The organism is Paenibacillus algorifonticola, from assembly GCF_000971975.1.
Taxonomy (GTDB): Bacteria; Bacillota; Bacilli; order Paenibacillales; family Paenibacillaceae; genus Pristimantibacillus; species Pristimantibacillus algorifonticola.
Window position 1 is genome coordinate 141,338 of sequence record NZ_KQ040779.1, and the last position, 13,105, is coordinate 154,442.

4 protein-coding genes and 1 pseudogene are annotated in these 13,105 nt (G+C 49.0%); all 5 read right to left on the reverse strand.

Going from position 1 to position 13,105, the window contains the following annotated elements:
• Positions 1-660 (reverse strand): polymorphic toxin-type HINT domain-containing protein (locus WH37_RS37310; protein ID WP_414811802.1); only part of this gene is annotated, 660 nt, incomplete at its 3' end.
• Positions 646-8,715: pseudogene (locus WH37_RS35275) on the reverse strand (RHS repeat-associated core domain-containing protein); the annotation flags it as partial. The gene WH37_RS37310 and the pseudogene WH37_RS35275, both read right to left, overlap by 15 nt.
• Entirely contained in the window at positions 8,715-10,448 is a 1,734-nt protein-coding gene (locus WH37_RS02170) for a carbohydrate binding domain-containing protein (protein ID WP_046228914.1), read from the reverse strand. The pseudogene WH37_RS35275 and the gene WH37_RS02170, both read right to left, overlap by 1 nt.
• A 295-nt stretch (positions 10,449-10,743) precedes the next feature.
• A complete protein-coding gene (locus WH37_RS02175) occupies positions 10,744-12,255 on the reverse strand; it encodes a sugar ABC transporter ATP-binding protein (RefSeq protein WP_143088532.1) in 1,512 nt (503 codons plus the stop codon).
• 22 nt (positions 12,256-12,277) lie between these two features.
• Positions 12,278-13,048 carry a DeoR/GlpR family DNA-binding transcription regulator gene (locus WH37_RS02180; protein ID WP_046228915.1) on the reverse strand — a complete coding sequence of 257 codons (771 nt, stop codon included), beginning with the start codon at positions 13,046-13,048 and terminating at the stop codon, positions 12,278-12,280.
• Positions 13,049-13,105: the final 57 nt, after the last annotated feature.

Sequence of the window (13,105 nt, forward strand, 5' to 3'; positions counted from 1 at the left end):
CTCGCGCGACTCTTTTTCAATCTTGTCTATTGCCAGTTTAGAACCGTCACTCGAAACAAGCAAGTCGCCGACTTTCAGGTCTTTAACAAACGTCCAACCCTTGCCATCAAGCCAGAATGGATGCTCGCCTGTAACCTCGATGATTTCATCCCCGATGTGGACGTAATAGATTTCGTCAGCCTGTTTCTGGAACAGCCCTACGACCTCTTTATATGCCACTTCTCCGGTTTCGTCATCTTTTGAGAGAACCTTATCCCCTACCTCGATTTCCTCGATAGGTTTCTCCCCTTCGTCTGTGAGAACCTTGGTTCCTGCTGTAAAGCAGTTACATTCGTAGACGAGTTTTTTCGTCGTTTTAACTGTATCTTCACCAAGAACATTCTTCAGCTTCGAGCCCGCCCAAATGACACCCTTGGTGCCATACTTACCCGCATGCTTCAGACCCGGAATCGGAATAATGCTCAGCGTTGCTCCAATTCCTTCACCCCAACGGTCTCCTGCTGAGAGATGTTCGCCAGTAATATAGTTGTTACCCGTAAATGCCTGCTGGAAGCCTTTCACCGTGCCTACCCATGGCACCAGATCAGCAAGGAAGCTTCCGCCCTGCAGCCATGCAGAGTCTCCATCACGGCTTAAGCCAAATGGATCGACATAGGATATCGGGTTGCCATTCACATACGCATAGCGGTTCAGCGTTTGCGAATCGCTTATCGAGCCTGTCAGCACATCCCGGTTGATGAAACGTTTGATTTCTGGATTGTAATAACGCGCACGCATATGGTACAGGCCGTTTGCGTCCGTTGCAACGCCATCCCGTCCATTATACTGGAACGGCTGCTGGATCGTCCCCATATGACGGATTTGTTCACCATACGGTCCGTATTCATACGTATCGGTGATCGCGCCGTTGTCATCCGTCAGAGCGACTGTGCTTCCACGACGGTCATAATGATACGTGGCATAGCTGCCATCCGCTGCCTCGCGGCCAATCAATCCGAGACCGTACACATAATACGCTGTCGGATTACCTTGTCCATCTGTCTCCATCAGCACCTGCGATAATACAGCTTGCGGATTTACGACATAACGAGTCGTTACCCCGTTTACAGTGACGGAGGTACGTACGTTTTCGCTATTGTAGCCATAGCTGATGCCGCCTGCTTCCGTTAGTCGGTTGCGCGCATCGTAGCTGTAGCTTTGCATGCTGCCAGCAAGCGGACCGTTAATCATGTTTCCATCCTGATCATACACGACTGCATTCCCGTTATAGGTCGCCAGACGATTGTCCGCTGTGTAGGTCATTTCCGTGTTGCTCATGCCAGGCGGAAGCTGCATTTCTGCTGATTCCGGCTGCAAGCCAGCAGCATCTCCTGGTACGTATACACTGCCCGACACATTGCCGTTTACGTTCTCACCTACACTTAATCCGTTCAAGTATACACTGCCCGTGACGCTCAATGTTGGCCCGCCATTTTCGCTGATGACATTGCCAACCGCATCATAGCCATACGTATACGAAAGAATTATGCTGCTATCCAAGCCAATGTCGTTAATCGTCAACAATTGACCCTTCGCATCATACGTTCTTGTTTCCGTTGTGCCATTAGGTCGAAGCGTTGATGCAAGACGGCCATTGGCATCATAGCTGTAAGCTGTTACGCGGCCGTTCCAATCGGTTACGCTCGTCATGCGGCCTGCACGGTCATACGTGTAGGAAACAGTTTTGTTATCTGGATAGGTGAGCAGCGTCATATTGCCTGCTGCGTCATAGCTGTATTTGATGACATTGCCGAATTCATCCGTATATTGCACGACGCGGTCCAGCTCATCAAATACACGCGTTAAGGCTTTGCCTTGCCCATCCGTTACCGCAGTTATATTGCCGTTAGCATCATACGTATAGCTGACTTCACCAGCCTGATCAACGAACTTGCTAAGTCTTGACGCCGCGTCATAGTTATAGGACGTCGTCAGTCCGCGACCATTCGTCTCCACATCCGGCAAGCCTAAAGCGTTATACGTGTAAGTCGATGTTTCGCCAGCTGCATTCGTTTCGCCAATTAATCTTCCTGCCAAATCATACGTATACGTTGCCGCATTCTGATTCGGATCGGAGTAGCCGATGACTTGGCTTAATGAATCGTAGCTGCGGCTTGCTTCGCCTTTAAGCGCATCGCTTACAGTCGTCAAACGACTCAGATCGTCATAAGCGAATGTAGTAGAGCGATTCATTGGATCAATCGTTTCAACGAGACGATTGAGTTCATCGTACACATAAGTTTGCGAATGATTCAACGCATCTTTAATGGTGACCGGATTACCCTTCGCATCATAGACAACCTCGTAGACTTTGGTATTGTCCGCATTATAGGCTTCTACAAGACGATAGAGGGAATCATACACATAACGAACGCTTTCTCCTTCTGCATTCGTCTGAGTCAGCACATTGCCGACTGCATCGTAGACAATCTTCACACTGTCGCCAAGCGGATTGACGGCTTCAATCAAACGGCCCTCCGCATCATAAATGAGCTGCGAAGCTTGATTCAATGCATTCACAACCTGTGTCAGATTGCCGTTGTTATCATAGGTGTAATGTGTCGTGTTGCCACGCGCATCAACCTCTGACGCAAGGAAGCCTTGCTTGTCATAAGCATACGAGTACGCATGTCCCAGCGCATTCGTATCGCTTAGCAGTTGATCATCTGCATTGTACACGAGCTGGCTTGTATTTCCTGCCGCATCGGTTACGCTTGCCATTCTTCCGGCAGCGTCATAACCATACGTCGTAACCTCGCCCGCCGCATTGTTCATGCTGACCAGTCGGCCTCCATTATACGTATAGGAGGTTTGTGCACCTTTTGGATCAGTAGCCGACAATAACATTCCAGCTGCATCATACGCATAGGTAGTTTTTTGTCCATCTGTATCCGTTACGGATAACAAACGGTTCTTATTGTCGTACGTATACGTCATCGTATTACCATCAGGACCTGTTGCGCTTAGCAGATTGTCCTCATTGTCATAGGTCATATTGACCTGCGCACCCGTATAATCGGTTGAACGAATCAGATTTCGCCTGTCATCATAGGCATAGCTGATCGTCTGATTTAGCGGATTAGTCGCGGTTAGGCGATTTCCCTGTGCATCATACGTAAAGGTCATTTTATTCCCTAAGCTGTCTTCCGTTTGAAGCAGTTGGTACTGCGCATCATGCGTGAGCTTCTGCACATCGCCATTACGATTGGTAATCGTCGTAACTAACTGCTTGTCCTTCTCTTCATAGCTGAACGTAGTTGGAGCATGACCAGCAACAGCATCCTGCTGCTTGATGACGCGTCCTTCATTATCATACGTATTCTCGAACAGCTGGACGCCCTCGCTCGATGCGCTGACAATCCGATTGCTGCTGTCGTAGCTGTACGTCGTCGCATTTCCTGCTGCATCGGTTATTTCGCTCAAGCGACCGGTTGCATCATAAGAGAATTGGACGGAACGCGCTGCCGGATCAGCAACCTCAGCCACTCGGCCAGCTGCATCATAACTGAGTGTCAAAGCCGCTCCTGTCAATGGATCGCTGATTGTCGATAAAGCACCATCCGCTGCGTAACCAAATGCCAGCTTCAGCCCGCTTTTCTCCTCAATTTCAGTCAAGCGCCCTGCGGCTGCGAAACGATAGAATGTACCATCATTGCGTTCAAGCACATAGGTGCCGTCCGCATTTTTCGTCAAATGATCCAATCTTGTTGCTTTATCGGTTGACGAATAGGTACCGTCCGCTGCTTTATTAAATACATTCGAGCGGAAAGCATTCCAGTAAACCGTTGCGTTGTTCGCGCCAGCCTCCAGCTTCATCTCAAAGTTATGGCTCCAGCCAACTCCCAGATCGCCAGTACCCGTCAATAACGAATGATATTGGGCCTGAAAAGGAATCGGAACCGCGCCATGTGCCGTAAGCAAGGTGCGATTAATAATTTGCGCCCCCGTTGCCGTATCGATCGGATCAGCATGGAACGTCTGTGGATCATAGTCCGACGGGTCCAGCGTCTTCACTTTGTCCGCTGCGCTGATACCGGATATTGGTGTGCCATCTGTTCCAGTGAAGCTCAGGTCAATGGTGCCAAATGGTGCAAATACGAGATATTCCGCGCCGCTTGTATTCGTAAGCAGCAGCGTTGCTCCCGCGTTTACATTTAGCGGGCTTTGTCCTGGCTGCTCACTGCCAGAGCCACTGCGATACGTGAAGGAACCGCCGGCTTTTAGCGTTTGAGTTGACGAGGTCAGATTTTTAGCCTGAACCGTTTGATCGGCTTTCAGCGTTTCCTGCTCAAGTGCCGGATCCGTACGGTCTACATAACCAAATGACTCATACGGTCCCCAAATAGTTAACGATTGACTAAGAGGACTCGTTACAATCATCTTCTCGGCTATAGCAAGCTCGTGCGTTGCTGCTGTATCACGAGAAGCGTAACCAAGCACTGTTCCCGTGCTATTATATGACGCCCAGTCCATTGTGCCACTGCTGGTAAAGGCCCAAACCTTCGGGCTGATATTCGTCAGCTCGACCGTATTTTTGAAGGAAACCGGAACAATTCGCAGGGCTGGCTCTTCCTGCTCCGTTACAAGGAAAGCAAGCGCGCCGCCCGTTACAACGGTTCCCGTACCAATCCGGCTCGTAATGACAAGCTTATGGCCTGCCGGTACGCTTATGGCCGTATTGGTTGCCTCTCTCAAATAGCGTACAGGAGCCCCTGCGCTATCATACAAAGCGTAATCGTATTTTCCGTTAAGGTTGATCGTAGACGCGCCGCCCGATTGATTTTTCACCGCCAGCGTTTCGCCTACTGCCAAAGCTTTCACAAATTCATTGGCATTGCCGCCATCGGTTACATTGATCGCATCCGTTGGCGCCATAACCGTTATAGCAGCGACATCCGCGTTGGTAATCAGCATCCGCTCTGTTGAATCAATCACACGCGGGTTCACCAAGCTGCCGTTGCCGAAACGCTGCATATTTCCCCATAAATCATAAATCTGATAGTCATATTTTCCAATGATCCGCAGATTGAAAGAATCAGGTGAAATATTGCGCAGCGAATAGGAAGCTCCTGGATCAAGCGTCTTAATCGTTACGGCCCGAATCATTCTTGGGGTAATGTCGAAAGCATCATAAGCACCGCTAACGGTGACCGTGTGCGTAGCAGATGGGGTCAGTACAAACTTCGCATCAACCGAAATAATTTGCTCTTTCTGCGTTGCCCCAGCCCCATAGCTGTTAACGGAGCCATCTGCCGCATATTCGGCATTATCATACGTGCCGTCTAAATACAGGCTCATTCTTTTATTCGTTTTCTGCTTAATTTCCAGCGTCCCATCTCCGGAGAGCGTACGGACAAAAGAAACGGGGTTCGCCCGATTGCTAAGCTGGAACAAATCATATGCCCCATAAGCAACCATATTGCTAGTGCCGCTGTTCATAATGGCTGCTTTTTCGCCTACAGTGACAGCCTGTCCGATAGAAGCGCTCCGCTCGCGATAGTAGCTTTTAATATCGCCTGCTGCATCGTACAGCGCCAAATCATAGACGCCTGTCATTTTCACATTGCCATCTTTCGTACCGGTGTAAGCAGCCTCAAAGCTGCTGCCCGGCTGAAGCGTACGCTCGAATAAAGCAGGGTTCGTACGATTCGTCAATTGGAAAGCATCATAAGCGCCTTCAACCGTAATGGCTAAGGAATTAGCATTCGTAACCGCAATGCGGTTTCCTGACGAAATAACCTCAAGCGCTGCCGTTTGATCCCGTCCCAGCTCCCTGACATCCTGATCCGCAGCAAACTCAACGAAATCATATAGGCCGCTCGGATATACCTCATAAGGAGTCAGCTCCTTGTTGGTCGCTTCAAAGCTTTCGCCTGGAGCGAGCGTACGCTGAAACGTTACGGGATTCGTACGGGCATTGTTGTCAAAAACATCATAAGCACCGTAAACCACGATGGACTGAACATCCGTGTTCATAACCGCAATTCGCTGCCCCGTATTCACCAATCTATTTTTAATGATGTTTTGCTGCCTTGCATAGGTTTTTAAACCATTTTGATCAAAAAGCGAATAATCATATTTGCCCGTCATATAAACAGAGGCATCATCCGTTCCTTTAAAAACAGCCTCCATGCTTTGGCGAGGTGCAAGGGTACGTTCAAAAAGCGCAGGATTCGCGCGGCTGGTCAATGCGAATACATCATATGGCCCTTCAATAGCCATTGAAGAAGCCTGCGCATTCGTAACCGCCAAACGGTTGAGCCCAGACACATTTTTGACCGTCGTATCATGCTCACGCTCAACATCGGTTACATCATTAGCAGCATCATATTGAGCAAGATCATAAAGTCCTGTCGAATAAACCGGGAACAGCTTGCCAGTCTGATTTCGCAGCTCCATGCTCTCACTTGCCGTTAATACCCTGCTAAACGTAACCGGATTAGCCCGGCTCGTAATCGCAAACAGTTCGTATGGCCCATAAACCTCCATCGCCGTTGTTCCGGTATTCATAACAGCCACATGCTTGCCCGCATCCACATCGCGATAAGCGATCGTGCGCCCGCGTGCATAGCTGTCTGGATCGCCGGCAGCATCATAATCCATAATATCGTGCTTACCTGTCAGATCCACTCGTTCATTATAAGTAGAAGTATTTTTCGCCTGAGCGCTTTGTCCAACTGCAAGCTCCTTCACAACCAAAGCTGGATTCGCGCTCGATTGCACAAGCGTCACGTCATTAGGCGTAAGAATTTGCAGCACGGAGCTCCCGCTGTTCGTCAGCGTTATCCGTTCCGAGTTATAAAGAATTTGTCCGAGAGAGGTTTCCTTGCGCTTCGACGAGCGCGGCTCTCCTGTCGTTTTATAACTGGCCTGATCGTAAGTACCTGACATATTTAAATGAAAAAGCGTTGGGCTTATATTCGTCAGACGCATGCTCTGCCCATTGGCCAAAAAGCCCTTGTAAAGCGCAGGAGCTGATCGATCCGTTAAGCGAAAAGCATCATACGGACCCGATGCAACAATCGGCGCCGTACCGCTGTTGGAAATGATGATTCGCTCCGTATCATCCACGATATGGCTGTCAGCCGTTTGCGGATTGCCGAATTCGCTCACTTCATTTCCCGTGTCATAGGTGACATAATGATGCTGATTATTCAAGCTGACCGTAAATGATTTAAGGGAGATATTATCAGCCTGAACGGTTTCACCTGCCAGCAATGTCTTATTAAAGCTGACCGGGTTTGAGCGCGATACGAACCTAAAGGCATCATAAGGAGCAATAATCTCCGCTGCCCCGCTGCCCACATTCGTAAAGGCGGCGCGTTCTCCTGCACTAATGCTGAAGCTGCCTAAAGAACGTTTTGCATAATAGTTATTAATGTTCCCTAAGCTGTCGTACATGGCGTAATCGTACAAGCCATTCATCGTAAAAGCAGCATTGCCCGACAAGCGATTCGTCGCTTCATAGCTTTGTCCTACTGCTATTGAACCAATAAAAAGGGCTGGGTCTGTGCGGCCGGTGAAGCTAAAACCGTCTGGGGGACCGACGACTTCGGCTGTACCTCCATCTGTTTTGGTAATGACGATGCTGCCGCCAGCAGGAATTGTCTTTGTCCCTGCCGTTGTCGTTATTTTTCGTCCATAATCGGCGACGCTGCCGCTCACACTATATTGTGCAAAATCATATGACCCTTTTAGATTTAGGGCATAGCTTTCGGATGATGTATTTTTGACTAGAAGACTTTGACCACTGGTCAGCGTCTGTGTATACAACGCCGGATAAGCACGTGCTTTAGTTGGAAGCGCATCATAGGGACCCTCGATCACGAGCGGTACGTCCGAATAGTTGCTTACAATTATTTTCTGACCAGCATACAACATATCTGATGTATAGCCTGTATGACCATAGGAGTCGAGAACGCCTGCGGCATCGTAAATCGCATAGTCATAATTTTTATGAGTGAAATACATCGTAAACGTAAAGGATGTTACATTTAACGCTTCTAAATGCTGACCCTGCTGCAGCGTCTTCACAAACACCGCCGGGTTAGAACGGCTGGCGAAGGAGAACACCTCATAAGGCGCCAGCACCTCATAGCTGGTCGTTCCCGTATTCGTAATAGCGATACCTTCCCTTGCTGGAATCGTCATTGTTCCACCAGCATGAGTACGGTCATAGGTGTTGGGAATATCATTGGCATTGTAATCGGCATGGCTGTTTTTGCCGCCTACGTCAATGCTTTCCGATGAGGTAATCAGATTGGTTGCCTTCATGCTCTGCCCTGGAAACAGCAAATATTTTTTCAAGGCTGGTGTAGAGGTATAGCTTGCACCAAGCTCTCTAGTTACCGTCTTCAGCACAACTCCGCTTGCTGACGTATTCGTAATAACGAGCCGCTGCCCGCCTACGATACTAAGCGACTTTTTGCCTGTGCCTTGGCCAAAGTTGACAACTGACCCATTGGCTGCATAACGGGCATAATCATAAGATGTGCCTTCAGCGGTTACCGCTGTAGTGGATGCAGCAAAACTGGAGGTTACAACCGCTGAAGAATAACCGGGAACGGTATAGTTAAGCGGAGCTGCATAAGTGATATTCGGCTTGACGAGGAAACCGATCGTAAAAGCTAAAGCAAGGCAGGCTAAGGTCAGCCATTGTATCGTTTTGCGAATCATTATGGTTGCCTCCGGTTGATTGTGAAGTCATCTACAAAAAATCCAACAGTTGCATCAGAGCTCTCAACATACAGAGAAAGCTCCGATGCATCTCCGCTATAGCTGTAAGGGCCTTCAAGAATAGCCCATTCTCCAGCTTTTACGACGTTTACACTGACGTTATCGTAGTAATCCACACCTTCGGCTGTTTTTCTGTGAATCGTCATTAGCAGATTGGCTGGTGCAGAATCGCCGTGCAAACGAAAAGCAGCTCTCACCGTGTAGGACTGGTCAGCTTGCAAGGAGCCCGTCAAATTCAATAGCGGTCCCTGCCACTCCGCCGTGCGATTGGTTACCTTTAGACTGCGTTGTCCACTGCTGGCCGCCTCGTCCGCATTGCTTAATACGACTCCTTCTCCGAGAGCATTCCAGCCTTGCAAGCTGCCATCTTCAAAATCATGACTGATAACAGGAGGAGCAGCTTCATGCTTCTTCACCTGAAACTCATCCAAATAGAAGCTGGCCGTGGCGTTCGCGCTTTCCATATAAACGGTTAAATTGGTTACCTCACCCGTAAAGGTATAAACCCCTTCGAAGAAAGCCCAGCCATCTGCCGTCACATGACTCGCACTAATATTTTCATAATAATCCGTACCATCCGCGGCTTTGCGATTCATCGTTAATAAAATATCAGAGGATGGCGTTCCTTCCGCAAGCTTAATTTTGCCGCTAATGTCGTAAGTGACCCCTTTCTTCATGTTTGAGGTCAAATTTAGAATGGGTCCTTGCCAGGACGCGGTTCTTCCTGAAATTTTGAGGCTATGGCTTCCCGCACTTGCTGCCTCTTGGGAATTGGCTACCACGACACCATCACCCTGCGCGCTCCAGCCTTGCGTGGTCCCATTTTCAAAATCATGCAATAGCGTATCAGGTGCAGGTGCAGGTGAAGGCGTAGGTGAAGGCGCAACATAAGCATCAATGCTCGCATCATCCAAATAAAATACCGCTGTATCGCTCGTGCTTTCCAAATAGAGAGACAGATTAGACGCCTCTTGGCTGATCATATAGACTCCCTCTAATACAGCCCAGCCATCAGCAGTAACCGTTTGGGTATTCAAATGGTCATAGAAGCTGCTTCCATCAGCCAATGTCCGCTTAATCGTCATCATGATTTGTGTCGATTCCTCACCTTGAGGAAGACGTACAGCTGCTTTAATGCGGTAGCTATTTCCTTTCTCTATCGCTGGGGTTACTTCAAGAATTGGGCCCTGCCACGACGCTGTGCGGTTGATGACTTTCAGACTGTGTTTCCCTCTGCTGGCTATGTCCTGAGAATTAATGAGCTGCACACCATCGCCTTGCGGGGCCCAGCCTTGGGAGGTGCCATCTTCAAAAGTGTGGAGAAGGCCTGTTCCACTAACGGGAGGAGCTACTGGGGGTGTTACGGCAGCTTTCGTATACTTGGAAGAAAGCATATTTCCATTTTTGTCATAAACGTATTCCACACGATCGCCATTGTCATAATCTACAGCTACCAGACGATTAAGCTCATCATACGTATACGTAGCCGCAAAAGCCGATGAACTAAGCAAACCAAACATAACCAAAGCAAACATACTAATCTTGCCCCACAAGGTGAAACGGCTGCCACTGTCCTCTGGCGGTGCAGCGCGTTTCATTCCAAGAAATATAGAGAAAGGATGAAAATCATCTACTTTCCTATATTTAGAAAAATACGTAAAACCTTTTAACAATCGACTTCGCCTCCTACTTTCTCTTGCTGCATCCTGCATGTCATCCATCCTTTTTTGTCATTTATTAGGCCCCAACTTTACTATACAGACATTTCCAATCCTTTTCATTGAGTGATTTTGTCGAATATAGATTTATGATGTCGAATTGTGTGAACATATTTTGGTTTTACGACATTTTTCTCCTTTTTATTTTCCTTTTCAAGGTTGTAAAACAAAAAAATAGAACGGCTTGCTAACTATCCATGAAGACAGTTAAACAAGTCGTTCTATTTTATGTCACGCTATGAAATCTCTACTAGCCCTCCCGTACTGCCTCGCCACCGGAAGCATAATGCAATATTCGCTCAAGCGTCGCTTCCTCTCTTAACATCGTATGGCGAATGCAGCCGCCGTGCATGACAGCAATCCGATCGGACATGCCGAGCATTTCCGGGATATCGGAGGACAGCATGATGATCGATTTGCCGGATAGCACCAGCTCGTTCATAATGTTGTAAATATCGATTTTGGAGACGACGTCGATGCCTGCTGTCGGCTCTTCAATAATGAAAATACGGGCATTGCTGAACAGCCACTTGGCTAAAATGACCTTCTTCTGCTTGCCGCCGCTTAGGTGCATTGGCTGCTCCGTCTCTTCGCCTGTGATTTCCAGGCGATCCATTAAATCTCTCGCATAAGCGGCTTCCTGTCCGCTGCGAATAAATCCAGCTCGCGACACGCGCGGTAGATTCGTCAGCGTAATATTTTCCGCAATCGGCGCATTTAAGATCAGCCCTTCCTCCGAATGCAGGCCCGTCACATAACAAATGCCATTTGCCTTCGCCTTATGCGGCGTCATCGCCCTAAAGGCATGCCCATTCAAATGAATGGCACCTTCATACGGCCCCTCTATGCCAAAAAGCACCTTGGCGAGCGTCCGTCTCCCCGCACCACCAAGCCCGGCAATCGCCAAAATCTCGCCTCTGCGCAAGCTCAAATTGACATTATTCAGCCTTCCCGCCACGCTGAGCCCTTCCGTTCGCAGCAGCTCGCCGCCGAGCTGGACCTTCAGCTTCGGATAGCGGTTATGCAGTTCCTTGCCAGCCATCGCCTCCATGATTTCCGGCATGCTTGCCGCATCGTTCATGCGCCAGGTCCGGATCACGGCACCATCGCGCAGCAGCGTAGCCTGATCGGCAATATGCTGGAGATCCTCCATTCGGTGGGAAATGTAAATGATGGCCACTCCCAGCTTTTTCACACTGCGAATAGCCTTGAACAGCCGCTCGCATTCCTGATTGTTCAGCGCGGCTGTCGGTTCATCCATAATAATGATCCGAGCCTGCTGAGACAGCGCCCTGATCAGCTCGACGAAACGTTGATCGCCAATGGACAGCGTATTTACGCGCGCCCGGGAATCGACCGCCATATCAAATTGCTGCAAGTAGCTCGCGGTCTGCTCATGCAGCCGGCCCCAGTCGATCAGCTTCGGCCATAACAGCGGCTTCAAGGGCTCGCGGCGCATAAAAATATTTTCCGCAATGCTCAAATCCTGAAACAGCCGCAGCTCCTGATGAATCGCTGCAATGCCGAGCTCCTGTGCCTCATTCGGGCTGCCGATGCTGACAAGCTCCCCGCCAAGCATAATCTCTCCTGCGTCTGGCGGAAACAGTCCGGCTAATATTTTCATCAGCGTCGATTTGCCCGCTCCATTTTCCCCAATAATCGCATGAACCTGGCCGCTTTCAATCGTCAAATGGATACCGTCCAGCACCGTCATTTCATTAAAGCGCTTTCTAATATTTCGCAGCGTCAATAATTCGCTCAACTTCGTTCTCTCCCCCGCAGGACTACTCCAGCTCAAACGTCGTATACAGCTTGATAGCATGTTCAAAATAATATTTTTTATATTCAGCCGGCAGCTGTTTGTTTGTGATTACTTTGCCCGCCATCGTCAGCTCTCCCAGCTTCGCAAAGCCCGGCGCATCAAATTTCGTATAATCCGCTGCTATAATGATCTCGCCCGCCATTCGCTGCACACCCTGAATCATCATCGCTTCCTCATAGCTGTCTACCGTATAGCCCGCCTGAAAATGAGCCCCCTTCACGCCAATAAACGCCTTCGTCACATAAATGCCGCTTAGCGTCTGCAGCGCAAACCCGCCTATAAGCGTCGAGGTACCCGCAATTAAATCGCCGCCTGTCAGCATAACCTTCACACCTGGCGTATCTTTAAGTGCTAACGCGACTAGCAGATCATTCGTGACGACCGTCACCTTCTTATCCTTCAAGTGCCTGGCGATTTCCAGACAAGTTGTACCCGTCCCGATAAAAATCGCTTCTCCGTTCTCAATAAGCCGCGAGGCAATTTGCCCAATCAGCCGCTTCTCGCCCTGCAGCTTGTCTTCTACTGCCAGTATCGGCATGCCCGGCTGATCTTCCTCATTCAGCACGGCACCGCCATATATTTTCACCAAAAAACCTTGCTGCTCCAGCTTGTCGAGATCCCGCCGAATCGTTACCTCGGTGACCGAGAAACGTTCACTCAGCTCCACAACGTCAACGCGCTTGTCTTTTAATAAAATTTGTTTGATTTTTTTGATTCTCTCTATCGCAAACATAAGGTATGCTCCACTTTCTATGAATGATTCTTATGGTGCGATTATAGCATATTTCTG